Annotated in this window: 30 protein-coding genes and 2 tRNA genes; 17 read left to right on the forward strand and 15 right to left on the reverse strand. The window is 70.0% G+C overall.

Annotated features, from left to right (window positions below; all coding sequences use genetic code 11):
* Positions 1 to 5 precede the first annotated feature (5 nt).
* Positions 6 to 965, reverse strand: a complete 960-nt coding sequence (locus tag ACQP2O_RS00685) for an NAD(P)H-quinone oxidoreductase (RefSeq protein ID WP_433179161.1) — start codon at positions 963 to 965, stop codon at positions 6 to 8.
* A gap of 187 nt (positions 966 to 1,152) precedes the next feature.
* Here ACQP2O_RS00685 and ACQP2O_RS00690 point away from each other — a divergent pair, with 187 nt between their 5' ends.
* Positions 1,153 to 3,045 (forward strand): AAA family ATPase, encoded by a 1,893-nt coding sequence (locus ACQP2O_RS00690; protein ID WP_433179162.1) that lies wholly within the window; start codon positions 1,153 to 1,155, stop codon positions 3,043 to 3,045.
* 149 nt (positions 3,046 to 3,194) lie between these two features.
* On the opposite strand, the gene ACQP2O_RS00695 is transcribed toward ACQP2O_RS00690, so the two are convergent.
* From ACQP2O_RS00695 to ACQP2O_RS00715, 5 genes are all read right to left on the reverse strand, one after another.
* Positions 3,195 to 3,286 (reverse strand) — tRNA-Ser (locus tag ACQP2O_RS00695).
* The gene (locus ACQP2O_RS00700) at positions 3,250 to 3,846 is read right to left on the reverse strand and encodes an MOSC domain-containing protein (RefSeq protein WP_433179164.1); all 597 of its coding nucleotides are present in this window, start codon (positions 3,844 to 3,846) and stop codon (positions 3,250 to 3,252) included. Before ACQP2O_RS00700 ends, ACQP2O_RS00695 begins: the two co-directional genes overlap by 37 nt.
* 52 nt (positions 3,847 to 3,898) lie before the next feature.
* Positions 3,899 to 4,612, reverse strand: a complete 714-nt coding sequence (locus ACQP2O_RS00705; RefSeq protein WP_433179165.1) for a family 16 glycoside hydrolase — start codon at positions 4,610 to 4,612, stop codon at positions 3,899 to 3,901.
* A gap of 141 nt (positions 4,613 to 4,753) precedes the next feature.
* Complete coding sequence (locus tag ACQP2O_RS00710; protein ID WP_433179166.1) at positions 4,754 to 5,374, reverse strand: hypothetical protein; 621 nt, start codon at positions 5,372 to 5,374, stop codon at positions 4,754 to 4,756.
* Positions 5,375 to 5,398: 24 nt separating this feature from the next.
* Positions 5,399 to 5,737, reverse strand: a complete 339-nt coding sequence (locus tag ACQP2O_RS00715; RefSeq protein WP_433179168.1) for a hypothetical protein — start codon at positions 5,735 to 5,737, stop codon at positions 5,399 to 5,401.
* A 124-nt stretch (positions 5,738 to 5,861) separates the two neighbouring features.
* On the opposite strand from ACQP2O_RS00715, the gene ACQP2O_RS00720 reads away from it, so the two are divergent.
* Both ACQP2O_RS00720 and ACQP2O_RS00725 read left to right on the forward strand, forming a co-directional pair.
* Complete coding sequence (locus tag ACQP2O_RS00720; RefSeq protein ID WP_433179170.1) at positions 5,862 to 7,061, forward strand: hypothetical protein; 1,200 nt, start codon at positions 5,862 to 5,864, stop codon at positions 7,059 to 7,061.
* A gap of 105 nt (positions 7,062 to 7,166) precedes the next feature.
* The gene (locus ACQP2O_RS00725) at positions 7,167 to 7,328 is read left to right on the forward strand and encodes a hypothetical protein (protein WP_433179171.1); all 162 of its coding nucleotides are present in this window, start codon (positions 7,167 to 7,169) and stop codon (positions 7,326 to 7,328) included.
* Between the two features lie 17 nt (positions 7,329 to 7,345).
* On the opposite strand, the gene ACQP2O_RS00730 is transcribed toward ACQP2O_RS00725, so the two are convergent.
* A complete protein-coding gene (locus ACQP2O_RS00730; RefSeq protein ID WP_433179172.1) occupies positions 7,346 to 8,098 on the reverse strand; it encodes a M15 family metallopeptidase in 753 nt (250 codons plus the stop codon).
* Positions 8,099 to 8,197: 99 nt separating this feature from the next.
* On the opposite strand from ACQP2O_RS00730, the gene ACQP2O_RS00735 reads away from it, so the two are divergent.
* Positions 8,198 to 8,512: a hypothetical protein gene (locus ACQP2O_RS00735; RefSeq protein ID WP_433179173.1), complete on the forward strand. Its 315-nt coding sequence runs from the start codon at positions 8,198 to 8,200 to the stop codon at positions 8,510 to 8,512.
* A gap of 4 nt (positions 8,513 to 8,516) precedes the next feature.
* Here the strand turns inward: ACQP2O_RS00735 and ACQP2O_RS00740 are convergent, their stop codons facing one another.
* Positions 8,517 to 8,978, reverse strand: a complete 462-nt coding sequence (locus tag ACQP2O_RS00740; RefSeq protein ID WP_433179174.1) for a MarR family winged helix-turn-helix transcriptional regulator — start codon at positions 8,976 to 8,978, stop codon at positions 8,517 to 8,519.
* A 145-nt stretch (positions 8,979 to 9,123) separates the two neighbouring features.
* Between ACQP2O_RS00740 and ACQP2O_RS00745 the strand changes: the two genes are divergently transcribed.
* The gene (locus ACQP2O_RS00745) at positions 9,124 to 10,116 is read left to right on the forward strand and encodes a pirin family protein (protein ID WP_433179175.1); all 993 of its coding nucleotides are present in this window, start codon (positions 9,124 to 9,126) and stop codon (positions 10,114 to 10,116) included.
* Positions 10,117 to 10,233: 117 nt separating this feature from the next.
* Positions 10,234 to 11,202 carry an STM4015 family protein gene (locus ACQP2O_RS00750; RefSeq protein ID WP_433179176.1) on the forward strand — a complete coding sequence of 323 codons (969 nt, stop codon included), beginning with the start codon at positions 10,234 to 10,236 and terminating at the stop codon, positions 11,200 to 11,202.
* A 208-nt stretch (positions 11,203 to 11,410) separates the two neighbouring features.
* Here ACQP2O_RS00750 and ACQP2O_RS00755 read toward each other — a convergent pair whose 3' ends face one another.
* Complete coding sequence (locus ACQP2O_RS00755; RefSeq protein WP_433179177.1) at positions 11,411 to 11,596, reverse strand: hypothetical protein; 186 nt, start codon at positions 11,594 to 11,596, stop codon at positions 11,411 to 11,413.
* Here ACQP2O_RS00755 and ACQP2O_RS00760 point away from each other — a divergent pair.
* Together ACQP2O_RS00760 and ACQP2O_RS00765 are read left to right on the forward strand one after the other, a co-directional pair.
* Entirely contained in the window at positions 11,596 to 11,940 is a 345-nt protein-coding gene (locus ACQP2O_RS00760; RefSeq protein WP_433179178.1) for a Scr1 family TA system antitoxin-like transcriptional regulator, read from the forward strand. The genes ACQP2O_RS00755 and ACQP2O_RS00760 overlap by 1 nt on opposite strands.
* Complete coding sequence (locus ACQP2O_RS00765; protein WP_433179179.1) at positions 11,937 to 12,035, forward strand: DUF397 domain-containing protein; 99 nt, start codon at positions 11,937 to 11,939, stop codon at positions 12,033 to 12,035. The genes ACQP2O_RS00760 and ACQP2O_RS00765 overlap by 4 nt, the downstream gene beginning before the upstream one ends.
* A gap of 80 nt (positions 12,036 to 12,115) precedes the next feature.
* On the opposite strand, the gene ACQP2O_RS00770 is transcribed toward ACQP2O_RS00765, so the two are convergent.
* The gene (locus ACQP2O_RS00770) at positions 12,116 to 13,261 is read right to left on the reverse strand and encodes a zinc-dependent alcohol dehydrogenase (RefSeq protein ID WP_433179180.1); all 1,146 of its coding nucleotides are present in this window, start codon (positions 13,259 to 13,261) and stop codon (positions 12,116 to 12,118) included.
* A 98-nt stretch (positions 13,262 to 13,359) separates the two neighbouring features.
* On the opposite strand from ACQP2O_RS00770, the gene ACQP2O_RS00775 reads away from it, so the two are divergent.
* Entirely contained in the window at positions 13,360 to 13,944 is a 585-nt protein-coding gene (locus tag ACQP2O_RS00775; RefSeq protein WP_433179181.1) for a TetR/AcrR family transcriptional regulator, read from the forward strand.
* Between the two features lie 22 nt (positions 13,945 to 13,966).
* Here ACQP2O_RS00775 and ACQP2O_RS00780 read toward each other — a convergent pair whose 3' ends face one another.
* Entirely contained in the window at positions 13,967 to 14,734 is a 768-nt protein-coding gene (locus ACQP2O_RS00780; RefSeq protein ID WP_433179182.1) for a sporulation protein, read from the reverse strand.
* Positions 14,735 to 14,839: 105 nt separating this feature from the next.
* Here ACQP2O_RS00780 and ACQP2O_RS00785 point away from each other — a divergent pair, with 105 nt between their 5' ends.
* From ACQP2O_RS00785 to ACQP2O_RS00800, 4 genes are all read left to right on the forward strand, one after another.
* The gene (locus tag ACQP2O_RS00785) at positions 14,840 to 15,076 is read left to right on the forward strand and encodes a hypothetical protein (protein WP_433179183.1); all 237 of its coding nucleotides are present in this window, start codon (positions 14,840 to 14,842) and stop codon (positions 15,074 to 15,076) included.
* Positions 15,073 to 15,717, forward strand: a complete 645-nt coding sequence (locus ACQP2O_RS00790; protein WP_433179184.1) for a maleylpyruvate isomerase family mycothiol-dependent enzyme — start codon at positions 15,073 to 15,075, stop codon at positions 15,715 to 15,717. Before ACQP2O_RS00785 ends, ACQP2O_RS00790 begins: the two co-directional genes overlap by 4 nt.
* A gap of 5 nt (positions 15,718 to 15,722) precedes the next feature.
* Complete coding sequence (locus tag ACQP2O_RS00795; protein WP_433179185.1) at positions 15,723 to 16,292, forward strand: TetR family transcriptional regulator; 570 nt, start codon at positions 15,723 to 15,725, stop codon at positions 16,290 to 16,292.
* A 222-nt stretch (positions 16,293 to 16,514) separates the two neighbouring features.
* Complete coding sequence (locus ACQP2O_RS00800) at positions 16,515 to 17,705, forward strand: ATP-binding protein (protein WP_433179186.1); 1,191 nt, start codon at positions 16,515 to 16,517, stop codon at positions 17,703 to 17,705.
* A gap of 206 nt (positions 17,706 to 17,911) precedes the next feature.
* Here ACQP2O_RS00800 and ACQP2O_RS00805 read toward each other — a convergent pair whose 3' ends face one another.
* A complete protein-coding gene (locus ACQP2O_RS00805; protein ID WP_433179187.1) occupies positions 17,912 to 18,496 on the reverse strand; it encodes a cysteine hydrolase family protein in 585 nt (194 codons plus the stop codon).
* Between the two features lie 71 nt (positions 18,497 to 18,567).
* Between ACQP2O_RS00805 and ACQP2O_RS00810 the strand changes: the two genes are divergently transcribed.
* On the forward strand, positions 18,568 to 19,521 hold the full coding sequence (locus ACQP2O_RS00810; RefSeq protein WP_433179188.1) for a GlxA family transcriptional regulator: 954 nt from the start codon (positions 18,568 to 18,570) through the stop codon (positions 19,519 to 19,521).
* Here ACQP2O_RS00810 and ACQP2O_RS00815 read toward each other — a convergent pair.
* The 3 genes from ACQP2O_RS00815 to ACQP2O_RS00825 form a co-directional block, all read right to left on the reverse strand.
* On the reverse strand, positions 19,482 to 20,675 hold the full coding sequence (locus tag ACQP2O_RS00815) for an FAD-dependent monooxygenase (RefSeq protein WP_433179189.1): 1,194 nt from the start codon (positions 20,673 to 20,675) through the stop codon (positions 19,482 to 19,484). The two genes, ACQP2O_RS00810 and ACQP2O_RS00815, sit on opposite strands and share 40 nt — an antisense overlap.
* A 200-nt stretch (positions 20,676 to 20,875) precedes the next feature.
* Entirely contained in the window at positions 20,876 to 21,682 is an 807-nt protein-coding gene (locus tag ACQP2O_RS00820; protein WP_433179190.1) for a MauE/DoxX family redox-associated membrane protein, read from the reverse strand.
* Positions 21,679 to 22,494, reverse strand: coding sequence for a hypothetical protein (locus ACQP2O_RS00825; RefSeq protein ID WP_433179191.1), 816 nt, complete (start codon positions 22,492 to 22,494; stop codon positions 21,679 to 21,681). Before ACQP2O_RS00825 ends, ACQP2O_RS00820 begins: the two co-directional genes overlap by 4 nt.
* A gap of 381 nt (positions 22,495 to 22,875) precedes the next feature.
* Here ACQP2O_RS00825 and ACQP2O_RS00830 point away from each other — a divergent pair, with 381 nt between their 5' ends.
* From ACQP2O_RS00830 to ACQP2O_RS00840, 3 genes are all read left to right on the forward strand, one after another.
* Positions 22,876 to 23,379 (forward strand): SigE family RNA polymerase sigma factor, encoded by a 504-nt coding sequence (locus ACQP2O_RS00830; protein WP_433179193.1) that lies wholly within the window; start codon positions 22,876 to 22,878, stop codon positions 23,377 to 23,379.
* 71 nt (positions 23,380 to 23,450) lie between these two features.
* Positions 23,451 to 25,067 (forward strand): fatty acid--CoA ligase, encoded by a 1,617-nt coding sequence (locus tag ACQP2O_RS00835; RefSeq protein WP_433179194.1) that lies wholly within the window; start codon positions 23,451 to 23,453, stop codon positions 25,065 to 25,067.
* An 88-nt stretch (positions 25,068 to 25,155) separates the two neighbouring features.
* A tRNA-Ser gene (locus tag ACQP2O_RS00840) sits at positions 25,156 to 25,245 on the forward strand.
* Positions 25,246 to 25,435: the final 190 nt, after the last annotated feature.

Below are 25,435 nucleotides of genomic sequence, written 5' to 3' on the forward strand. Positions count from 1 at the left end.
CAGTCTCACACCGTTAGAACGATCTTGCCGACGTGCGTGCTGCCCTCCATCGTGCGGTGCGCCGCGGAGGCCTCCGCCATGGGAAGCGTACGGTCCAGGATGGGGTGGACGGCACCGGACTCGACCTGCGGCCACACGTGCTCGCGGACCGCGGCGACGATTTCGGCCTTCTCTTCCAACGGCCGGGCTCGCAGTGAGGTTGCGTGGACCGATGCCCGTTTCGTCAGGAGCTTGCCCAGGTCGAGCTCTCCTACCCCGCCGCCTTGCAGCCCGATGACGACGAGCCGGCCGCCGGTGCCCAGCGCGTCGATGTTGCGGGGGAGGTACTTGGCGCCCATGTTGTCGAGGATCACATCGACCGGCCGGGCCGCCTCGACGAAGTCCTCCGTCCGGTAGTTGATGGCGACGTCAGCGCCCAGCTCCCGGCACCGCTCCAGCTTCTCCTCGCTGCCGGCCGTGCACAGCACCCGCGCCCCGTGTGCCTTGGCGAGCTGGATCGCCATCGTCCCGATCCCGCCCGCACCGCCGTGCACGAGGAACGACTCGCCCGGACGGAGCCGGGCGAGCATGAACACGTTGGCCCACACCGTGCAGGCGACCTCGGGGAGCGCGGCCGCCTCGACCAGGCTCACCCCGCGCGGGACCGGCAGCAACTGGCCCGCGGGCACCGCGACCCGCGTGGCGTATCCGCCTCCGCTGAGGAGCGCGCAGGCCTCGTCGCCGACCTTCCACCCGGTGACGCCGTCACCGACCGCGGCGACGCGCCCGGAGGCTTCGAGGCCCGGATACTCGGGTGCACCTTCCGGTGGTGGATAAAATCCGAGGCGCTGCATGATATCGGCGCGGTTGACTCCGGCCGCAACGATGTCGAGCAGCACCTCGTCATGGCCGATGACGGGGTCGGCAACCTCACTCCACCGCAATACGTCGGGGTCGCCCGGTTTTTCGATGACGATGGCATGCATGGGCTTCACGGTAGCCGGGGATGCTCAAGCGACACGGTATTGGTCAAGGCCTGGGGTGGCTTAGGCTGCGGATGAACATATCGTGTTGATTCATCCACTGCGCGTCCGCGAGGGGGACCTGGTGGCCAAGAATGATCAGGATAAAACGGGCCGTTCTCTTGACGAACAGCTCGCGTCTCTTGATGCCATGAACAGCGAGCCCGGCGAACCGGGAGAAGACGCGGCCGCCGAGGCCGCGCCGCCACCCAACCCGTGGACGAACACCCCTCCCGCGCCGACGTTCCCCGCGGTGCCGCCCGACGCGTCCGGGCCCGGCGAGGGACAGCCGCCGTACGACTTCGGTGCGCCCGGGTATCCTCCGCCGCCGGAGTTCGGGGTGCCGCCGCAGTTCCCCGGTGCGCCGGCCCGGGAGTACGGCCCGGCCTTCGGGTCCTTCCCTCCGCAGGGCTTCGGCCCCCAAGAGGCACAGAACGCCGAGGCGGCGGAGCAGCGGGACGGCGCGCAGGGACCGCGGGACGGCCGCGAGGAGCCCGCGCAGCCGTACGACGCGGATCCCGCCGATCCCGCCGCGCCGTACGACGTGCAACAGCCGGCCCAGCCGGCCGCGCCGCAGGACGAGCCGCGCGGCGACGCGGCCGATGCCGAGCAGACCCAGCTCGTCCAGCAACAGCAGCAGCGGCCCGCCGCTGAGGCCACCCAGGCGGACGGCTTCGAGATATACGGCGACGGCGGCTACCCCGGTTACCCGCAGTACTCCGCTCCGCAGTTCACCTCGCCGCCCTACGCGCCGCCTCCGACCGGCTACCCGGCGCCCCCGGCCGATCCGGGGCAGCCCTATCCCGGGATGGCCCCGGACTACGGGGCGCAGTACCCCGGACCTCCCGACTACGGCCGGCAGCCCGAGCAGCAGCAGTTCCCGCAGCACTACCCGCAGCAGCAGGATCCGCGTTACGCCGGTCGGCCGCCGATGGAGCAGCAGGGGCCGCCCTACTCGGCACCGCCGTTCTCCCAGCAGCCCGAGGCGCAGCACTACCCGCAGCAGCAGGAGCACTTCCCGCAGCAGGAGCCGCCGGCGTACGCCCCGCAGCCCGAGGACGGCCCGCCGTTCGCGCCGCTGCCCGAGGCGTACGCCCAGCAGCAGGGCGGCGGGCAGACCTCCGACAGCCTCAGCGCCGACATGCTGTTGCGCGGTCGGAGGCAGGCGCCCGCCCACGGCTGGCGCCGCGCCCTCTACAAGGCGTCCGGAGGGACGATCCATCCCGGCGAGTCCCCGGCCGAGCTGCGCCGCCGCGAGCTGCTGGCCCGCGCCCGCACCCCGGTGGCCGGCGGCCACCACCGCGTCGCGGTGATGAGCCTCAAGGGCGGCGTCGGCAAGACCACCACGACGGTCGGGCTGGGCGCGACGCTGGCGTCCATGCGCGGCGACCGGGTGATCGCGGTCGACGCCAACCCCGACCGGGGCACGCTGTCGGACAAGGTACGGCTGGAGACGGCGACGACCGTCCGCGACCTGCTGAACGAGCACCAGCAGATCCAGCGGTACGCCGACGTGCGGGCCTACACCTCGCAGGCGTCCTCCCGGCTCGAGGTGCTCGCCTCCGACCGGGACCCGGCGGTCTCCGAGGCGTTCAGCGAGGACGACTACCGTACGGTCGCCCACGTCCTGGAGCACTTCTACTCGATCTGCATCACCGACTGCGGCACCGGCCTGCTGCACTCGGCGATGGCGGGCGTGCTCGGCCTGGCCAACCAGCTCGTGCTGGTCAGCTCGCCGTCGGTGGACGGCGCCCGGTCGGCCTCGGCCACGCTCGACTGGCTGGAGGCACACCACTACGGCGAGCTGGTCCGCAACGGCGTCGTCGTGCTGTCGATGGTGCGGACCCGCAGCAGGAGCACGGTCGACCTCGACCGGCTGCAGGCCCACTTCGAGAGCCGCTGCCGCGCGGTCGTCCGCATCCCGTACGACCCGCACCTGGAGGAGGGCGCGGAGGTCGAGCTGGAGCAGCTCTCCGCCGCGACCCAGGACGCCTACCTCACGCTGGCGGCGACGGTCGCCGACGGTTTCGCCTGGCCGCGCTGAGGCCGCGGGGCCGCGAACGGCCGTCGCCCGTCATGGGCGGCGGCCGTTTCAGTCGGCGGAGGCTGCGCGGCGGGATTCGAACCCGGACGGCGCGTTGGCGGAGGCTGCGGGCGGGATTCAGACCCGGATGGTGCAGATCAACCGGTTTTTGGCGGAGGGTGTGGGATTCGAACCCACGAGGACTGTCCCCAGCCCTGGGCGCTTTCAAGGCGCCTGCACTCGTCCACTATGCGAACCCTCCAGGCGATGACCACCATAGCGGCCCGGGCGGGGACCTCGCGCGCGGGACGCGTGTGCACAGCCTGTGGACGGCCGGGTCGGCGTGCGACCGATGTGCACAGCCTGTGGACAACCCGAGCGGCTCGTCAGCAAGCGCTTGATCCAGCCCTGTTCCCGCATCCAGCCCTGGAACGTCCCGCACGGGATGCGCGGGCAGGACACCTCCAGCACGAGCCGGTCGCCGACGCGCCAGCGTTCGCCGATCAGCGCGGCGTTGACGTCGGCGCCGGACGTGGTGAGGTTCTCGCCGAAGACGCCGTCCGGCAGCTCCCGCCCGAGCTCGGCGGCCCAGCGGTCCAGGTCCTCGCGCGCGTAGGCGTACACCGCCTGGTCGTCTCCGCCGTGGTTCCGGATGTCGTACACCCGGTCGCCGGCGAGGCCGACGGCGCCGGTGCCCTTGGGCCCCGGCGCCGTGACGGTGACCGGCCCGTCGATAGGCCGTTTGTCGATGCCCGTGACCCCCGAGTCCTTCCAGGGGTTCGATCGCGGTACGCCGATGTTCACCGAGACGATGAGCGCCATGCTCGAACGGTAGGCAGATCCCGGCGGCGATCGCGACCGATTTGTGCCCCGGCTACCCGGTGGTGATGAAGTCGCCCGGCTTCGTCACGACGGGGGACTCGAGGTAGAGGCTCTTGTACTCGTCCTGGATGCCGCTGTTGTGGATCTGGATGGCGAGGGGTCCCACGCGACCGGCGGTCTTGTCGGTGAATTTCAGGACCTCGACGGCCTTACAGGTGGCCGCGTCCGACTTCAGGGGGCAGCAGGCCATCCGCGCCACCCCGGTCGCCTGGGTGGCGACGATCTCGCACTGGCTCCACTTCTTGACGTCCCACTTCGGGTGGTCGTACTTCGTGAAGAGGCTGCCGCCGCCGTTGTTGTGTCCGGGCCGGTAGTCCCAGTGGCCGCCGTTCGGCGGCTGGAACTGGATGGCGCTGAGAGCGTCGCGGATCGGGTCGGTCGTGCCCCAGATGAGCACCGTGGGGGCGTGGTCGCCCTTCACCTGGCGGACGTTGAAGATCCACCGGAAGTCGCCGGCCTGGGCCTTGTTGTAGTAGATCCATCCGCGGCCGGCGGTGCCGGTGCCGTGGATGGCGCCGTTCTTGACGGTCCAGCCGGCGGCCTTGTGGGGTGTCCAGCCGTCGAGGGTCTTGCCGTCGAACATCGAGACGAGGTTCGGATCGCCGTACGGGTTGGGATCGGCGGTGGCGCTCGCCGCCGGTACGGCGACGCCCGCCAGGAGCAGTGCGAGCCCCAGGATGAGGGCTCCGAGTGAGCGATGGAACATGACCGCTGACCTCCTCTGGCCCGACGCCGGATCACGTCTCCGCGGCTGCGGAGGGACCCGGCGCCCGTACGACGGCGGCCGTCGTACGGTGTCGGAGGACTGCCAGGGGTCAGTCGCTAGGAAAACCTTTTCACCCCGACGTTAGGACGGCGGCCGGGGCGAGTCAAGGTCGTCGATTCGGAGTTCGAGAACGGGCTCGTCGAGCAGCGTGAACAACCGCACCCGGCGGAAGGGCGGCGCCGGTCCTTCCATTCCCAGCCGGGTCCACGCGACCTGCACGGTGTGGTGGACGAACGTTCGCGCGGCCAGGAAGAGGAGCATCGCCAGCGGCAACTCGCCCAGCGCCGCGGTGAGGACGGCCGTCCAGAAATCGGGCCCGCCCCAGCTCAGCATGATGTCGAACCAGGCGTCGCAGAGCAGCAGAGTTCCGGTGACGATGGCGCCGACGATCGCCAGCTGTCGTTTCTGCCAGATCGCCCAAGCCGTGGCCGCCAGGGCGAGCAGCAGGGCGATGTCGAAGCCGGTCCACGCGGCCTGCCACTGCCCCGCCGTGTACCGGACGGGAAGCGTGAGGGCGAGGAAGACGATCCACGGGATCAGGAAGACGCAGCAGGTCAGCAGGAAGGTGAGGCCGCGCCGCCGGCGCATGCGGAGACGCGGATCGGCCAGCGGGTCCGGCCGGTGGTGCAGGGCGATCAGCGCGCGCAGCAGGGCGGCGCGCTCGCGCGGCTCCAGCCGCGAGAGCTCCTCCGGTGTGATCATGCACGACCTCTCGACACGAAGGCGTCAACCGTCCGCCGGCCAGTGCCGCCAGTCGAACGCGTCGCGCCACCCCGGGGCGTCGGCCGCCCATGCGGTGAGGACCTCGTGGACCTGCCGCAGGTCGACGGCGACGGCCTCGAAGTGCCGGTCCGCCGTGCCTTCGCGGTACTCCACGGCGAACGTCCCGTCGGTCTCACGGTAGACCTGCATGTAGTGCCCGGCGTCGGGGGTGCCGAGTCGGTCCACGATGAGGTACTGGTTGCCCGGGCCGAGTTCGCCGAGCAGCTGGAGCAGCAGGACGCTGGAGGGGGCGTCGTACGCCGTCCCTCGCGCTGTTTCAGCACGCAATCCCGATCTGCCCACTCGTGCGACGTTATGCGACATTTCGCAGTGCTGTGAAGCGACGAGACAGCGCGCGGGTGCTGCCTTTAGGCTCCCCCGGCATCACCACACATGCGGTGATTCTGTGACAACGGGGAGTTTCATCTTGACGAGCATCAAGCGCGTGGCGACCGTCGCGGGCGTGGCCGCCGCGGCGACGTCGCTTTCGATCGCCGCCTGGGCGATGACCGGCGATTCCCATCCCAACACGAAGAACGTCTCGGCGTCCGGGCCGCAATCCTCGACCGCGAACTCCGCCGACGCCTCCGCGACCGCGCCGGGTGCGCAGGCGCTCACGGCCACCGGGGCCAAGCGCGCCCCCGGCCTCCTCAAGGGCGGGCAGGTCCTCAAGGCGGGCCAGTACGTGCGCTCGCCGAACAAGAAGTACGCGCTGCTCCAGCAGGCCGACGGCAACCTGGTCCTGTACAAGGGCAAGAAGGCGCTGTGGAGCAGTGTGACGGGGAAGCATCCCGGGGCTTTCGCGGCGATGCAGACGGACGGCAACCTCGTCGTCTACAGCAAGGCGAAGAAGGCCCTGTGGGACTCCGGCACCGGCCGCCAGCCGGGCGCGTTCCTCGCCGTCCAGAACGACGGCAACCTGGTCATCTACAGCAAGGCCAAGAAGGCGCTCTGGACGCGGAACATGAGCATCGAGCGCCTCCAGGCGGGGTACTCGCTGAACGCCGGCCAGGCGGTGAAGTCGCGCAACGGCCGGTACACGCTGCTCATGCAGACCGACGGCAACCTCGTGCTCTACCAGGGCAAGAAGGCCCTGTGGAGCACCATCACGGGGCGGCACCCGGGGGCGTACACGATCATGCAGACGGACGGCAACCTCGTCGTCTACGGCCAGGACCGCAAGCCGCTCTGGTACTCCAACACCGCCGGGCACCCGGGCGCGTTCCTCGAAGTCCAGAACGACGGCAACCTGGTCATCTACGGCACGAACAACAAGCCGCTGTGGTCACGGCACCTGTACAACGGGATCCTCGGCCCCGGGCAGAGCCTGCGCACCGGCGACGGGGTGCGCTCACCGAACGGCGTCTACTCGCTGTTCCAGCAGACCGACGGCAACGTGGCGCTGTACAAGGGCAAGGAGGCGCTGTGGAGCACGAAGACCCAGGGCACCGGCGTCTACAGCGTCATGCAGACGGACGGCAACTGGGTCGTCTACAGCGCGGCCGGCAAGCCGCTCTGGTACTCCAACACCGCGAACAACGCCGGCGCTTCGCTGGCGGTGCAGGATGACGGCAACCTGGTGATCTACGCGGCCGACCATCGGGTTCTCTGGGCATTCAAGAAGTGACTCCGGCTCCGCGAGCCCCGCACCCCTGATGTGCGGGGCTCGCGGTCTGTCCGATGTGGGAAAAGATCCGGTGCTGCTCGCCGAACCTCCACTATCGTCACGTGCATGGCGAAAAACGAACAGGACCCCGCGGGGAGCACCCAGCAGTTCCGGGCGTTCCAGAGCCAGGGCGAGTCCGCGCCGTCCGGCTCGAACACGGGACTGATCATCGGCGGCGCGGTCGTGCTGCTGGTGGTCATCGTGGTGGTCGCGCTGCTCGTCGTCTGACGCCGAGCGCCAACGCGTCAGCGGCCGCTCTCGGAGAAGTGCTGGAAGTCCCAGGGCCCGCCCCAGGTGCCACCCCAGCCCCAGCCGATCGACCGGAACGCGCGTACCACCTTGTCACCCGAGTGGATCACACCGGGATCCGTGCGCTTGCGGTTCCCGTACTTGACGCAGGCCGGATGCTCGATGTGGCCGTTCGGGTGGACGTAGGGGTTCTCGCAGGTGTTCAGGTCGACGGCGAGCCCGTAGGCGTGCTGTGACCAGTTGCTGGATCCGGTCGCGTTGCGGCAGTTGAACGCCGAGGTGTTGTCGGCCTCGATCGAGTCGAAGTCGCTGCCCTTGTACTTGTCGACGAGTTCCATGCGCCGGATCGGATAGCGCTGGTCGTACAGCTTGTGGAAGACCGTCACGATCTTCGGGGCGACGCGGGCATTGACGATCATCTCGCCGTCGTGCTGCTTGTGGTCCATGCCCCAGTAGGTCATCTGGATCAGCCGGAGACCGTCGATGCCGACCGGGCAGCCGGAGTGCCAGGAGTATTTCACCGTCGCGCGCGACGGAATCTTCATGATCTTCGCGGTGAAGGCCTGCGGTTTCGCCGATGCCTTGGTGGCGGACGGCGAGTGCGTCGGAGTGGCGGGCGCCTGGGTCGATGAGACCGGCGACGTCGCCGGAGCGGCCGGTGGCTCGGCCGAACCCGACGAACTCCCGCCGCAGGCCGAAAGGGCCAGGGCCGTGCCACCCAGGACGGCGGCCAGGGTGAGGCGTTCCATAACGGAAGCATTACATGCGGCCGCCGATGCTTCGTCCCAAATCACCAGGAGAACTACGCTGCCGCTACGGCCCGGCCAGCCGATCCCCGAGGACCGATCATGACGGAAACAGGCGACAAGCGGCGCCCGCCACTCGGGATGCGTGAGATCACCGCGGTGGGGAGCGGGCTCGGCACGTTCATCCTCGTCGACTCGATCATGATGTACTCCGCGTTCGAGATGAACGTCATGGGCGGCAAGGATTTCAGCCTGCTGTCCCAGGCGCTGGCGCTGCTCCTGCTGGCGTTCGGCCTCGGTGGCTTCCTCGCCTGGAAGATGACGGGGTTCACCCGGTTGTACGGGGTCGGGCTCATGTGCGGCTGGACCTTCATGACGCTGTTCTCGCTCGGCTTCTGCACCGGGCTGAACACGTGACCGGTCAGCGCATCTTGGCGACCTGCTCCGCGACGGCACCGAACGCCCGGCCGACGGCCTTGAGGTCGTCCGGGTCGATGACGTCGATGAAGAACTCCCGTACGGTGGTGACGTGATCGCGCGCCGCCTTCTCCAACAGGGCGAAGCCCTCGTCGGTGAGCTCGGCGTTGACCCCGCGCTTGTCGGCGCCGCAGGTGCCGCGGGCGACGAGGCCCTTGCACTCCAGGCGGGCCACGGTGTGGGAGAGGCGGCTCCGCGACTGGCTGGCGAACTCCGCGAGCTCGGCCATCCGCAGCCGCCGGCCGGGGGCCTCGGACAGCCGCACGAGGATCTCGTACTCGGCGGAGCTGAGCCCGTGCTTGGCCTTCAGGTCCCGGTCGAGGAGGTCGGCCAGCCGGACGCTGCCCTCGATGTAGGCGCGCCAGTCACGTTGTTGTGCGGCATCGAGCCAGCGCGGTTCGGTCATGTCTGCATCATACATAGTGATTGAAGTTTCAACAAACCTTCGTTACCGTGGCACGTGACACTTTCGGCGTACCGGCGGCTTGGTGCGACGGAATAGTTGAAACTTAAATCATGTTCCCTCGGTCGTACCGACCAAGGAGGTTCCGATGCCCGCCGTCACCGCCGATCCGCTGACCCTGACCCGACTGCCCCGTCTCCCCGAGCAGGAGACCGCCTGGCGGCCGGTCAAGAAGATCATCACCGCCTCGAAGCACCTCGAGGGGGAGGGTTTCCAGGTCCGCCGGCCGTTCCCCGGCATCGACCTGTCGCTCGCCGACCCCTTCCTCCTGCTCGACCACATGGGCGCGGTGGAGTACGCCCCGGGCGAGGCCAAGGGCACCCCCTGGCATCCGCACCGCGGGTTCGAGACCGTGACGTACATCATCGACGGCGCCTTCCAGCACCAGGACACCACGGGCGGCGGTGGCCTCATCGCCGACGGCGCCACCCAGTGGATGACCGCGGGCGCGGGGATCCAGCACATCGAGCAGCCCACGCCCGAGTTGGTCGCCACGGGCGGGCTCTTCCACGGCGTGCAGCTGTGGGTGAACCTGCCACGCGCCCAGAAGTGGGTGCCGCCGCGCTACCAGGACATCGAGTCGCGCGACGTGGCGCTGCTGACCAGCGACGACGGCTCGTCCATCGTGCGGGTGATCGCCGGCGAGCTGGCGGGCCACAAGGGGCCGGGCGTCACGTACACGCCGATCACCTACCTGCACGCGACCGTCGCGCCGGGCGCCCGGCTGACGCTGCCGTGGCCGCGCGACTTCAACGCGCTCGTCTACACGCTCTCCGGGCGCGGGCAGGCGGGCCCGGACGGACGCCCGCTGGACGAAGGACAGCTCGCCGTGTTCGGCGCGGGTGACGCGCTGACCGTCACGGCGGCCGACTCGCAGCCCGTCGCGAGCCGGAACGGCTGGGAGATCCTCATCCTCGGCGGCCTGCCGATCCGCGAGCCGATCGCGCGGTACGGACCGTTCGTCATGAACACCCGCCAGGAGATCATCGAGGCCTTCGAGGACTTCCAGGCGGGGCGCATGGGCACCGTGCCCGCGGAGAAGGTCCCGCATCGCAGCAGCGCCGACGAGCACCTGTCCTGACCTGACCGGGGCGGGATGCGTTCCGCCCCGGATCACCTCTTTCGAACAAGTGATGGCACAAGGCGATCGAAGTCAGTGGGGCTTGGCCATCGACACACATCGAAAGAGTGGGCGCACATGGGCATCATGAACCGGCTGCAGGAATTCCACGGCCTTCCGGTCTTCGACTTCCCCGCTTCGGTGGAGGATCCGCAGGACGCTGCCGGTCTGCCGACTCCCGAGTCGGTGGCCTGGCGTATCAGCGTGATGAACCCCTACGAAGGAGACGATTGGGAGGTGGTCTTCGGCCGGTTCCTCGCCGCCGTCGACACCTCGCAGGTGCGCGCCCTGATCGTGGGTTGCTGGGGGGACCCCGCCGACGGCCCGGAGGAGGCGATCAAACTCCTGGTGGCGGCGCATGACCGACTACCCGCCCTGCGTGCGTTGTTCCTCGGCGATATCACCGAGGACTTGTGCCAGATCTCCCACATCATCCAGGGCGAGGTGACCCCGCTACTGGACGCCTTCACGGAGCTGGAGGAATTCGGTGTGCGCGGTCAAGAGGAGCTGAGCTTTCCCGCGGTGCGCCACGAGCGGCTGCGCAAGCTGGTGATGCAGACCAGTGCCATGCCCGTCGAGGTGGTCCGCGGTGTGGCGGCCAGCGACCTGCCCGCACTCGAACACCTGGAGCTGTGGCTGGGCGCCTCGGAGTGGGGCGGGCACTACGAAGTGGCGGACCTCGCGCCGATTCTGGCCGGTACCCGGCTGCCGGCCCTCAAGCATCTGGCCCTGCGCAACAGCGAGCTCCAGGACGACATCTGCAAGGCCCTCGCCACCGCGCCCATCGTGGCGCGGCTCGACGAGCTCGACCTGTCCATGGGCGAGCTGACCGACGACGGCGTGACGGCGCTGGTGGCGGCGGGTCAGTCGTTCACCCACCTCAAGTCGCTGGACCTGTCCCACAACTTCCTCAGCACCGGGATGCGCACCTACCTGAAGGAACTGCCGGAATGGACGCGCATCCACATCAACACCGACCCCGACGACGCCGTGTTGTACGTGTCATTGGACGGCGTACTCCGACGCTTCATCAAGGTGGACGAGTAACGCAGCGACTCGGTCGGCCTTGAGCGGCTGAGTCCGGACGCCGGGGGCGGAGAGATCCGGCATAACGCATGAATGTCGCCGACGGGCGAGGGTACTTGTCCTGCGCTGTTTGGTCACCATAGAGAATTTTTAGTCTGACTGAACAGCGCAGAACGAGGGCAGTCGTCCCGGAGGGAAAGGATTCGTAATCCGCAGCGAATCCCCTGGCTCAGCCGTCGCCCGCGTCGGGGCGATCGAGCTCCGCGAGCATCTGGCGAGCCACGTCCGGGTACTTCCCGATGAGGACGCGCAGTTGTGCCTCCTCGGCGATGCGGCTCGCGCCGATGAACGGCGTTCGGCGCAGCAGGTCCTGAAACTCCGCCAGCGATCGGAGGAGCTCGTCTCCCGAGCTCATTGTGGGCGCTCATTGGTGAAGGTGCTCTTCGCGAGCCGGTCGGCGGAGCGGCCGTACTGCGGGCGCAACTGGCACACCTTCTGGAGCTTGCCGCACTTCGTCACCTGACCCTGCAGGTCGTCCGCGTTGGCGTCGGTGCTCACGTCGGACTTGACGGAGGGTTCACCTTGCTGGAGGTCGGCGATGAAGGCCTGGCTTTCGTCGAAGCGCAGTTGACCGGACGCCTAGTTCGGGACGAGGGCGAGGTAAAGACCCTTTGGGTATGGTATGACCGAATTCGAGCGAAGGCCCTACCCGAGGACGACTCAGTTTCGCTGATCACGAACATCATGGAGAGCCTGTGAATCAGGTCGTCGAATGGCGTACGTCCGAGCGAAGTAACACGCAGGGTGGCGAGTGCGTCGAAGTTGCTGTCTTCGAGGATGAGCGTTCGGTCTGATCCCCCAGGCACGAAGAGCCCCACCTCTCGGCCCGTGTGCGCGGGTTAGAGGTGGGGCTCTTTGGTGTGTCTGGGCCTGGTCATCGGGTGGCCTCGTCGTTGAAGGTGAGCGGGTCGCGGTGCAGGACGACCTTGGTGGTTTTGGCGGCGTAGGCGTGTGGGGCGTCGTTCCAGTCGGCAGCGAGGCTGGTGACCTGCTCGGCGGGGAAGCCGGTGCGGGCGACGAAGTCCAGCAGCGTGGGCAGGGTCGCGCGGGCGTGGGAGACGCCCACGCGTAGTGTCGCGTCGGTCGCGTACATCTGCATGAGGGGCACTCGGGTGCCGGAGGCCAGGTAGTAGCCGACCGCGGTGCACATGCCTCCGGGCGCCAGCGCGTGGACCGCCCGTCGCAGTCCGGCCGGGCGTGAGGTCGCCTCGACGACGACGTCGTACGCCGGCCGGCTTTGGCCGCCGTGGCGCGGGCCCTTCTCGGTGAGGGGTCGGGTGCGGGCGCCGAAGGATTCGGCGAGGTCCCGGCGCCGGGGATTGTCGTCCAGGTAGTCGACGGTGCTCGCGCCGTGCGCGACGGCGAGGCCCGCGGCGTACAGGCCGATGCTCTTGGCGCCGCCGGCCAGGATCAGCACCGATCCGCCCTCCCGGTCGGCCAGGGGCGGGACGACGGCCCGCCAGGCGTCGGCGAGGTTGTCGCCGGCCGCCGCGACCCGCAGGGCGGGGACCCCGTCGGGGACGGGCACGAGCATGTGGTCGGCGTACGGCACCCGGAGCCAGTCGGTGATCACGCCGCCCCAGGGTCCGCTGGCCGGCCCGAACCCGAACGCCGCCAGGGTGCTGCGCGTCGTGGTGGTGCACTTGGACGTCAGGCCGCGTCGGCACCGCTCGCATGAGCCGCATGAGATCGCCCAGGGCACGACGACCGTCTGCCCGACCTGTACGTGGCGTACGCCGGGTCCCACGACGGTTACCTGGGCGACGCACTCGTGGCCGATCGCGAACGGTCCCTTGAACGGGACCGGCCCGCAGATGGACGCCACGACCGGGTCGACGACGCCCAGGGCGACTCCGGCCTGCAGCGCGCGCGAGACCGGCCGGTGGATCGGCAGCGTGTCGCCGTCACAGCGGCCGGCGACGAACGGGCGCACGATCGCGTCACCCGCGTCCTCCAGCCCGACCTCGTCGCACTCATGCCAGGCCAGGCGGCCGCTGCGCGCCAACCGCAGCTCACGCATCGGCGACTCCTCACTCCCTCGACGATCCGTTTATGACAGTCGTCATAAACACGGGCCACGCTAGACTATGACGGTCGTTATAGCCAGGGGGAGTGCGTGTGCCCAGGACCGACCCGCAGGCCCGGGAGCGGATCGTGGCCGGCGTCGCCGACATGATCAGCCGGCGCGGCTTGAGCGCCACGAGCATCCGCGAGATGGCCAAGCACGCCAACGCGCCGCTGGGCTCCACGTACCACTACTTCCCCGAGGGCAAGCAGCAGCTGGCGACCGAGGCCGTTCGCTACGCCGGCGAGACGGTCGCCCGCAGGCTGCGCGAGGACCTCCAGGCGGGGCCGGTCGCGGGGCTGCGGTCGTTCCTCGCCCTGTGGCGCAAGATCGTCATCGGTACCGACTTCCATGCCGGCTGTCCGGTGCTGGCCGTCTCCATCGAAGAGCCCCCTACCGATGAGATCCCGGGCCCTGTCGTGGCCGCGGCAGAGGTCTTCGCCGAGTGGGAGAGCCTGCTGGCCGCCTCGCTGCGGGAGCACGGAGCCGAAGATCGGCAGGCGGCGCAGCTCGCGACGCTCATCGTCGCGGCCGTCGAGGGCACCGTGGCCATGTGCCGCGCCAAACGCAGCATCGAGCCCCTCGACCACACCGCCGAACAGCTCCAGGCCCTGGTCGACGGCGCCATCAAGAGGTGAACCGCCCCTCGAGGAGTGTGGGTCACCCGGTCCAGCGGGCCGCTTCGCCGATCCAGCGCCGGATCTCCGCAGGCCAGTCGACACGGTCGAGGTCGTGGTGTGCCGCGATGAAGCGGCGGGCGGGAGGCTTGTCGTTCCAGTACCGCGACTCTGGTGCGGCCGGCCGGACGAACACCTCGGAGCCGACCGCGTTGGTGAGGAAGGCGACCTCCAGATCGCCTGGTCCGCCGACCGCGGAGCCGCGATCTGTGAGGGTGAACGACTGGTGGAAGTCGAAGATCTGATCCGCCACCGGCACGCGTTCCCCCACGAGCCGGCTGGTGTGGAAGGTCCAGCCCGCCGCCGCGAAGGCGTCCATGATCGCTTCATGGAGCGGGAGCGAGGAGACGTGGATCAGGTCGTGGTCCGCGCCGTCCTGTGAGTCCTCGTCGCCGAGCAGGGTCTGTAGCCGCACCACCGGCCCCAGCGCCTGTCCGGCCAACTCGGTTATCGGCGTCTCCCAGGGCAGCCGCATCGAGAAGCGGACCTGATGCTCCTGTTCCTTCCGTACGACGAACGGACCGTCGAGGTACTGGTAGCCGATTTCGTCGGCCTCGGCTTCGCCGGTGTCCAGCTGGAGGTATTCGGCGACGGCCCGCAGGACGATGGTCTCTACCTGGACGTCTTTCCCGACGGCGCGGAGAACCACCTGCCCCGGGAAGGTATCGCCAGGACGGACGACCCCGGCGAGCACCTGCGTGTCGACCTCGACCGCTTCGCCGCCGGTCCACCTCTGCAGGCGCTTGAACATCGCGGGCTACAGCCTTCCCTGAGATTGATCAGGTGTGCAGGCTATCCGTTGAACAACGTACATGCCGTCTGTACGTACATGCTGCATGTATGTATCGTGAGCGGCATGATCAAGATCGGTTTGCTGTTGCCCACCCGTGAGGCCGCCATCAACGGCGACCGGCAGGTCTCGCGGATCATCGACTTCGCCCGCCGGGCGGAGGCCCTCGGCCTCGACTCGGTCTGGGCCGCCCGGCACTTCGTCATCCGCGTCGGGTCCCTCGACGCGCTGCCCCACCTGGAGCCTGTCGCCCGGATCGCGGACGCCGTACGGAAGACGGCGGGCACGGTGAGCGCCCGATGAGCCGTGAGGAGGTCGTGGCCGGGCTGTCCGGCCAGTACGCGGCCTTCGCCGCGCTGATCGACGGCCTGACCGCGGAGGAATGGGACGCGCCGACCCGGTGTGCCGGATGGCGGGTCCGCGATGTCGCCGGTCACGTCGTCGGCAACGCGGCCGACACCGCGAACGGCGTCGCCGGCACGCGTACGCCGGACGAGCAGGCGCGGGCCTTCCGAGGCGGGGGCCCGGATGATCTCGCCGCCGAGCTGCGAGCGTCCGCCGGACGCCTCATCCCGCTCCTCGAGACCTTGGACGACCGCGTCTGGGCCCGCCCGAGCCCGGTCCCCGGCCGGTCGATCGGGAACGGTGTGCACACGCTCTGGTACGACACGTTCGTGCACGGCGACGACGTTCGCGCGGCGCTCGGCCGGCCCGCGGATCGCGGACCCGGGCTCGCCGGAAGCGTCGACTGGCTCCGCGACGAGCTGGAGCGGCTCGGCCGGGGGCCGTACCGGCTGGTTCTGGACGGGCTCGGCGAGTACGCGATCGGCGCGGGCGGTCCGGTGCTGCGCGGGGATCCGCTGCGGTTCACACTCGTCGCGACCGGCCGGGCGGATCCGGCGGAGTTCGGGACGGACGCCGGTGTCAACGTGCACCTACGATGATCCCCATGAGCCGCAAGGTGGAGCAGGGCGAGGTGACGCGCGCGGCGCTCGTCGACGCGGCCGTCGCCCTCTTCACCGAGAAGGGCTACGCCGACACGTCGACCGCGGAGATCGTGCGGCGGGCCGATGTGACGCGCGGCGCGCTCTACCACCACTTCGCCGACAAGGAAGAGCTGTTCCGTGCGGCCCATGAGGCGGTGGAGAAGGACATCTTCGAGCGGGTTCGCACGGCGGCGGAGAAGGCCGAGGGCGGCGGCGTCGAGCGGCTGAAGGCGGGTGTAGACGCGTTTCTCGACTCCTGCCTCGAGCCCGTGGTCCGGCGCGTCCTGCTGACCGAGGGGCCGCTGGTGCTCGGGTGGGAGCGCTCGCTCACCTTCGACAACCCGTACTGCTCGCGGCGGCTGCTGCGGGCCGCCGTGGGGGAGTTGCGCCCCGGCGAGGAGCCCGAGCCGCTGGCCCATCTGCTGTACGGCGCGCTGCTGCAGGCGGGGCTGGTCGTCGCGGCCGACCGGGAGCGGCGTGCGGTGATGGGGCGCTCGTTGTCAGACCTCATCGATACTTTGTTCGAGGGATAGCCGGGTTCCGGCTGACGCGGCCGTCCGCGTGCGCTACCGTTGGGACGACTTCGAACACAGATTCGATGTCCTGTCCGCGCACGTTTTGAGGAGGCGGGGCCGGTGGCGACTCTCACCGCTCCGGGCGCGACACGGTGTCGGTCGCGTCGTCGCGCGACACGCCGTAGCGCTTTCTACGGAAATCTACGACCGCAGCTATATCCCCTCATAGAGTCCGAGAGCGTGGACCCCGTCCGTAATCCGTACGCCCCCGGCGCGGGGCAGCGCCCCCCGGAGCTCACCGGGCGCGACCGCGAGCTGCGGCAGTTCGAGGTGGTCCTCGAACGCGTCGCGCACGGCCGTCCCGAGCGCAGCATGATCCTGACCGGCCTGCGCGGCGTGGGAAAGACCGTGCTGCTCAACACGTTCCGCTCCATGGCGATCCAGAAGCTGTGGGGCACCGGCAAGATCGAGGCCCGGCCGGATCAGTCGATCCGCCGGCCCGTGGCCTCGGCCCTGCACATGGCGGTGCGCGAGCTGGCCCCACGGCACCGGGCGCCCGACCGCATCGAGGAGTTCCTCGGCGTGCTCAAGGCGTTCGCGCAGGCCGACGCCGAGCCGCCCAAGGGCAAGGCGGCGCCGCGCCGGTGGAACCCTGGCATCGACGTGCCCGCCGCGCGCGGCCGGGCCGACTCCGGTGACCTGGAGATCGACCTGACCGAGCTGTTCGTCGACGCCGCGTCGGTGGCCACCGACCTCGGGGTCGGCATCGCGCTGTACGTCGACGAGATGCAGGACATTCCGGCCGACGACGTCTCGGCGATGTGCGCGGCCTGCCACGAGCTGTCCCAGAACGGCGGCCCGCTCATCGTGGTCGGCGCGGGGCTGCCGCACCTGCCGGCGGTGCTGTCGGCCAGCAAGTCCTACTCCGAGCGCCTGTTCCGGTACGCCCGCATCGACCGGCTGGACCGGGAGGCCGCCGACCTGGCGCTGCTGGCCCCGGCCGAGCGCGAGGGCGTGATCTTCACTCCGGACGCCCTCGACGCCCTGTACGAGGCCGCGGACGGCTATCCGTACTTCGTGCAGGCGTACGGCAAGGTGGCCTGGGACATCGCGCCGGAGAGCCCGATCAACGACGGCGACATCAAGGTCGCGGCTCCGGAGGCGGAGGGGGAGCTGGCCGTCGGCTTCTTCGGCAGCCGGTACGAGCGTGCGACCCCGGCCGAGCGCGACTACATGCGCGCCATGGCGTCGCTGGGCGACGACCCGGTGCCGACCGCGACCGTCGCCGACGAGCTGGGCCGCAAGCCGTCCAGCCTCTCGCCGGCCCGGGACGGTCTGATCAAGAAGGGGCTCATCTACAGCGCGGAGCGCGGGCTGGTGGCGTTCACCGTCCCGCACTTCGGCCATTTCCTCAGGTCACAGCCGGTCTGAGGCTCCGCTACCGCTGTCTATCGCACTCTTGGAATGCTCCTAGAGAGTCGTAGAGAGTGCCATCGGCATGCCGTCTCGACAGGAATATACGGCTGTCTAGCCGCCCTCCTAGAAAGCGGTAGAAAAGGCGATGGCCGCCCGGGTGGTCTCCACCGGACGGCCGTCGAGGTCTCTATACGCATGTCTAGCGGTGGGTGAAGACACCCTTATAGAGAGGCAGAGACGCCGATGAGGTCGGCGGTGCGGACCACCTGGGCGAACCGCCCGTGGTGCAGGCTCGCGGCCGTGGCGCGGGTGAGCTCCTCCGCCGTCACCGTCTCGCCGTCCGGGCCGACGGCGTCGAACGTATGCATCGCGTCGATCGGGTAGAGCACGTCGTACCCGAGGTTGCCGCCCATACGGGCCGTGGTCTCGTTGCACATGTTCGTCTGGATGCCGGCGATCACGAGCTGGCCGATCCCGCGCTCGCGGAGCCAGCCGTCGAGGTCCGGCTTGCCGTAGAACGCCGAGTTGACGTTCTTGGTGACGAACAGGTCGGGCCGGGCGTCCCCGAACGCCTTCAGCACCACGTCCTTGAGCTCGTTGCCGGGGGACCCCGCCGCGAGGGGCGAGCCCGGACGGCTGTCGTGGCGGACCAGCACGATGGGCCGACCGGCCGATCGCCAGGCCCGGATCAGTGCCACGATGTTCTCCTCGGCGGCCGGGTTGTCCCGGCGGCCCCAGTACTCGTCCTCGAAGCCCTTCTGGACGTCGATGACGATGAGCGCGCTGTTCTCAGTGAGTTCGGTCATGTCATCGAGCATCCCGCCGGCGCAGGACGGCCACGAGTGGCAGAAATGTCGGCGTGCGGTACTTTTCTGCCATGCGTACCGTCGGCGTCGTCCTGTGCGACGGCATCCGCCCCTTCGACTACGGCGTGATCACCGAGGTGTGGGGCGTCTCCCGGCCCGCCGACCCGGGCTTCGAGCTGTGGCGCTGCGGCGAGGCCCTCATCGCTCTCCAGCACGGCGTGACCATCACTCCCGACCGGCCCCTGAGCGCGCTCACCGAGTGCGACCTCGTCGTCGTGCCCGGCCGCGTCGACGCCCTCGCCCCGGTGTCCGACGCGGTCCTCGACGCGCTGCGCGCCGCCCACGAGGCGGGGGTGCCGATCGCGTCGCTGTGCGCCGGGGCGTTCGTGCTCGGCGCGGCCGGCCTGCTCGAGGGCCGCCGCGCGGTCACCCACTGGGCGCTGACCGGCGCGCTCGCCGAGCGGTACCCGGCCGCCCGCGTGCAGCCCGACGTGCTGTTCGCCGAGGACGGCGGCATCTGGACCTCGGCGGGCACCGCCGCCGGCATCGACCTGTGCCTCCACCTCGTACGCCAGGCGTGCGGCGCCGCCGTCGCGAACTCCATCGCCCGGCGGATGGTCACCGCCGCGCACCGGGAGGGCGGCCAGGCGCAGTTCGTCGAGCATCCGGTCCCCGTCGCGGCCACCGCCCAGTCCGCCGTCGCCGACACCCTCGATTGGGCCCGCCACCACCTGGCCGAGCCGCTGTCCGTCGCCGACCTGGCGCGGCGGTCCGGCACGGCCCCCCGGACGTTCGCCCGCCACTTCACGCAGCTGACCGGCACGACCCCCGCGCACTGGCTCATCCGGCAGCGGGTCGCCGAGGCGCAGCGACTGCTGGAGACCACCGACCTGGCGGTGGAGCAGGTGGCGGCGCGGACCGGATTCGGCACCGCCACCATGCTCCGCCGCCACTTCGCGCGCGTCGTCGGCGTCCCGCCCACGAGCTACCGCCGGACGTTCGCCGGCTCGTCGCCGAATCCGTAGTCCTTCAGCGTCAGGCTGTTGACGACGTCGTTGAGGCGCTCGAGACCCTCCTCGTACCCCTGGATCTCCGCCTCCGGGTCGTTCGCCTTCTCCATGCGCTCCCGGTGGACCAGCGCGAGGGCCTGGTTCTTCTCGACGAAGTCGCGCAACTCCCCCTCGTACGCCGCGAACGCGGCCCGGTGGTCGCCGCCGGCCGCCGCGAGCTCGCCCGCCAAGACGTACGCGCCGATGAGGGCCATGCTCGTGCCCTGCCCGGTCATCGGCGACCCGCAGTAGCCCGCGTCGCCGAGCAGCACGACGCGCCCGCGCGACCAGTGGTCCATCTGGACCTGGGACATGGAGTCGAAGTGGAAGTCGGGCGCGTCCCACATGTACTTCAGCGCCGTCGGGAACACCCAGACGTCACCGACACGCTCGGCCAGGAGCCGTTTCTGCGCCTCGACGTCCCGGAAGTCGTAGTCGATCGGCTCGTCCGTCTCGAAGCCGATGTAGACCCGGACCTCCTTGTTGCCCCGCGCGCTCATGATGCCGCCGCCGACGCTCCCCGCCATGCAGAACGTCTGCCAGCGGTCGAGGTCGAGGAAGTTCGGCGCGGTGTACACCGCGAGGTACGTCCCGAGGTAGCGGAGGAGGTCCGACTCCGGGCCGAACACCAGCCGGCGGACGTTCGAGTGCAGCCCGTCGGCGCCGACGACCAGGTCGTACGAGCGCGTGCGGCCGCCCTCGAACGTGACGTGCACCGCGTCCTCGTCCTGGGCGACCGCGGCGATCGAGTCGTCGAACAGGTACTCCACCCGGTCCCCCACCGCGTTCCGCAGCAGCATGATGAGGTCGTCACGCATGATCTCGACGTCCGGGCTGTCGAGGTCTCCGCCGCTGAAGGTGCGCTCGGTGCTGGAGTAGATCTCGTTCCCCGCCGCGTCGACCGCCGACGAGCCGCGCATGTCGGTCTTGAGCTCGCGCAGGCCGGGCAGGATGCCCATCCGCTCGGCGACGGTGAGCGCCGGCCCGCGTACGTCGATCGCCTGCCCGCCGGGCCGGGGCTGAGGCGACCGCTCGACCACCGTCACGTCGCAGCCGGCGCGGTCCATCCAATACGCCTGCGCCAGTCCGGCGATGCCGGCGCCGGAGATGAGAACGCTCGTGTTCCGCATGAGATCACTCCTGGAGACCGATTCTGATCGGCGCGGTGTCCCCCGCGCCGATCCGAATGTCGCCCATGCCGCGCACCGTCGGCTGACAGCACGCTGGCGGAAGCCGCCGTGCCGCCGTCAGTGATCGCTCAGCGGCGTGTCAGATTCTTCCCGACCAACCTGCCCCGACCGACCTCCCGGCGTCAGACCGGGCGGTGTCCTCAGACGGGAGTGTGTATCCGCTGTGGACCGGAGTCGTCGTCCTGCCGCTCCCAGCCCGGATCCCACGCGACCCCGGCGCGTACGGCCGCCGACCCGCCGTCGACCGGGACGGCGAACACGACCTCCACGGGCTGTCCGTCCACTTCGGCCGGGTACGCGAGGTAGCGGTGGCACAGCTCGCGCCACACGTCGGTGGGCTCCGCCGAGGTCAGGGACGCCGCGTGCTCCCGCCAGGCGGCGCTCGGCCGCAACGCGGCGTACGTCGCGTCAAGCGGGACGTCGCGGAGCTCGCAGGGGACCGGATGGCGGATCCGCTCGACGGCGGCCACCACCTCGGGGGACAGGGCCAGGAACGCGACGCAGGTCACGGCGAGCAACGCCAGGGACCGGCCCCCGGCCGAGCCGAGGATCTCCGCACCGGTCCGCGGGACGCCGGCCGAGACGACGGCCGCCGCCGTCAGCGCCGACGCCCGGATGACGCCGAGGCGCCCCGCGGGCGTCGTGCCGAGCCGGCCGAAACACCCGCAGGCCTCTTCGGATCCGCGCCGGACCAGGTCGGCCACCACCGCCGCCGCGGTCGCGAAGAACACGGCACCCGCCAACCGGACCACGAGCAGCGTCGTCGTCAGCAGCAGTGTCCCGAGCACCACCTCGACGACCCCCACGGTCAGTGTGAAGGCCTCTCCCCGGTACCGGCCCATGACCGGGACCCGGCCGGCCCCGTGCGGGAACGCCTTCGCGGCGCCGGCGACCAGGAGGACGACGGCCAGGAACGGGATCTGCACCTCGCGGAAGAGCTCGATCATGGGCGGTCCACTCGTACCGTGACATTGAAACAACCGGCGTCCAGGTCGCCGCCCAGGTCGACGAACGCGCTCCTGGACAGTTCGACGACCCGGCCGCGCGGGGAGGTGCCGCACCGCACGCAGCGGTCGCAGAAGCGCGCGGCCAGGCAGCCGCACTCGATGATCGGCACGGGGGCCTCCCGGCCCGTGCACTCGTTGCGCACCCACAGCTCGCTGCCCAGCGAGAGGTACGGCAGCCGGACGCTCGGGCCGGTGCCGCAACCGCCACCGTGGCCGTACGGGTCGAGGGCCGGGTACGCCGCACCGTGTGCGCCGCCGGGGTCCTCGTACCAGGTGGCCGTGCCGCGCAGGACCCGCGGGGTCGTCCGGCGCGGCGGCGGGGCGACGGCGTGCGGGGCCGGCTGGGGCGACGAGCGCAGCGGCCGGAGCCCGAGGATCTCCCGGCCCCGCCGAATGCCGATCACGTCGAACAGCGCCCCCGGCTCGAGCTGCGGATGGCGCACCTGCACCCGGCGCAGAGCGTCGTCCGGAATCGCTACGGTCAGCTGCCCCCGGTGCGGTCCGGCGTCCACGTCGAAGCGATTCCCGACCCGTTCGGTGATGACACCGGTGACCCGTGCGACGTCGACCCAGATGCGCTCCGCGGCCAGGCCGCCCGCCTCCGTCGGACGCACCACCGCGCGCCGCCCAGGACGCAGCGCCGCGAGCTCGGCCTTGCCGTCGTACCAGATCGAGACCGTGGCCGACATCGGCAGCCGTACTTCGGAGCCGTCGGGCCTGGTCAGCACGAGGATGTGCGGGCTGGCGTCCACGATCACACCCTCGATGGCACGCAGGGGTCGGGAATGGTCGTCGAGACGGCCCAACGGATCACTGAGCACCGCCTGCCGGAGCCGGCGTCGGCGGTGCACTAAATCGCGGGATGGCAGCATGGGGGAAGCTCCGAACATCGATGAAACGCTCATGGCCGTCGCGACGGGAAGTCGCACGTCAAGACTTACCCCGTGCGTTCCTTCTGTCGACTCCTTTGTCCAAATCGGCCAAAGATGCCGAGAGGTATACGTGATGTTTTTTCGCGATTACTGTGCGCGTGGTTGGCCGAAACATGAGGTACGAGTTGATCCGTAATTACGATCTTCGTGCGATCGTCGGCATGGTGTCGATAAGAACGCACCGATCTGCCGGGCGGTGAAGTGGGCGCAGCATCGCACGATGAGTTCCGCGACTTCGTCGCGGAACGGCGACCCACGCTCCTGCGCGCCGCCCTCCTCCTCACCGCCGACCGTACCGAGGCGGAGGACCTGCTGCAGGCCGCCCTGGCCAAGACCTACCTCGCCTGGGACCGGATCAAGGACCGCACCGCCCTCGACGGCTACGTACGCCGGGCCATGGTGAACATCAACATCTCCTGGTGGCGGCGGCGTAGGCTCGAGGAGTACCCGACGGACGAGATGCCCGACACGCCCGTCGCCGACCACACCGACCGCAGCGAACTGCGCGACGTCCTCGAACGCCTGCTGGACCGCCTGCCGGCCCGCCAGCGCACGTACATCAGGCTGCGCTACTTCGACGACCTCACCGAGGCCGAGATCGCCCTCGCGCTCGGCGTCAGCGTCGGGACGGTCAAGAGCACCGTCTCACGGGCGATGGCCAAGCTCCGCGAGGACGCCGACGAGGAGTTCGCCTCTCTCGACTGACGTCAGGGTGCTGACAATGGCGCACGTAGGGGGCCAGAATCCGGTTCACACCCTCGAACGCGGGAGGCGCCGTGTGGAGCACGATGCAGGACTATCCGCTGACCATCTCCTCGATCATGCGCTACGGCACCGAGGTGTTCGGCGACGCGGAGGTCGCGACCTTCACCGGTGACGGCATGCGGCGCACCTCGTACGCCGAGCTCGGCCGTCGCGCCGCCCGCCTGGCGAACGCCCTGCGCCGCCTCGGCGTCCACGCCGACCAGCGGGTCGCCACGTTCCAGTGGAACAACACCGAGCACCTCGAGGCGTACCTCGCCATCCCGTCGATGGGCGCGGTCCTGCACACGCTCAACATCCGGCTCGCCGCCGACCAGGTCGTCTACATCGCCGACCACGCCGAGGACGACGTCGTCATCGTGGACGGCACACTAGTCCCCCTCCTGGCCCCGATGCTGCCGCGGATGAAGACCGTCCGGCACGTGATCGTCGTCGGCGAGGCCGACCCGACGCCGCTGGAGGCCGCCGGGAAGGAACTCCACTCGTACGAGGCGCTGCTCGCCGCCGAACCCGACACGTTCGACTGGCCGGAGATCGACGAACGCCAGGCCGCCGCCATGTGCTACACCAGCGGCACCACCGGCAACCCCAAGGGCGTCGTCTACTCCCACCGCACCGCGTTCCTCCACTCGATGGCGGCGTGCACCGGCAACGCCTTCGCGCTGTCCAGCGCGGACCGGGTCCTCCCCGTCGTGCCGATGTTCCACGCCAACGCCTGGGGCCTCCCGTACGCCGCCCTCATGGCCGGCGCGTCGCTCGTCATGCCCGACCGGTTCCTGCAGGCCGAGCCCCTCGTCCGCCTCATCGAGGACGAGCGCCCGACGGCCTCCGGAGCGGTTCCGACGATCTGGAACGAGGTCCTCCGCCACGCTCAGGAGACCGACGCGGACCTCAGCTCCCTCCGCCTCGTACCGTGCGGTGGTTCGGCCGTCCCCGAGTCGCTGATGCGGGCGTTCGAGGACCTCGGCGTCCGGATCGTGCAGGCATGGGGGATGACCGAGACCTCACCCCTCGCCTCGGTGGCACACCCGCCACCCGCCTGCCCCGACCCCTGGCGCTACCGCACCACCCAGGGCCGCATCATCAGCGGCCTCGAGGTCCGCACCGTCGGCGACGGCGACACGATCCTGCCCTCCGACGGCACCTCCGTCGGCGAGATCGAGATCCGCGGCGCCTGGATCACCGGCTCGTACTACAAGGACGAGGACCCCGCGAAGTTCCACGACGGCTGGCTGCGCACCGGCGACGTCGGCACCATCTCCCCCGACGGCTACCTCGTCCTCACCGACCGCGCCAAGGACGTCATCAAGTCGGGCGGCGAGTGGATATCGTCGGTGGAGCTGGAGAACCACCTCATGGGCCACCCCGACGTCATCGAGGCCGCCGTCATCGGCGTCCCCGACCCCAAGTGGCAGGAACGCCCACTCGCCTCGATCGTCCTCCGCGAAGGCGCCGTCGCCTCCGCCGGCGACCTCCGCACCTTCCTCGCCGAACGCGTGCCGAAGTGGCAACTCCCCGAGCGCTGGTCCTTCATCGCCTCCGTCCCGAAGACCTCGGTCGGCAAGTTCTCCAAGCGCACCCTCCGCCAGATGTACGCCGAGGGCGCCCTGGACGTCGTCACGTTGGAGTAGCCTGGCGGCTGCTCGGAGGGGCACGGCCGATCGCTTTGCCGGTAGGGCCTGATGCCCGGTACTCTGTGTGCGGCCTGGTGGCCACCGAGGAGGCTTCGCCTAGTCCGGTCTATGGCGCCGCACTGCTAATGCGGTTTGGGTTTACCGCCCATCCGGGGTTCAAATCCCCGAGCCTCCGCCCCATGATCAGGGCCTTCCCCAGTCGATGGCTGGGGAAGGCCCTTGATCGTCTCTGGGGTCCGAAGGGCCCCAGTCGCTGCTCCTCGCCCCATAGGGCGGCAGCCAGCCGGTTGCCCGCGTCCCTGGGCGGCGGCCACGTGGGTCTAGCGCCTCTCCTGGCGCAGTTACCGGGTCGCTCCGCAATACCC

The sequence above is a fragment of the Actinoallomurus sp. CA-150999 genome (assembly GCF_050942425.1).
Lineage (GTDB): Bacteria > Actinomycetota > Actinomycetes > Streptosporangiales > Streptosporangiaceae > Actinoallomurus.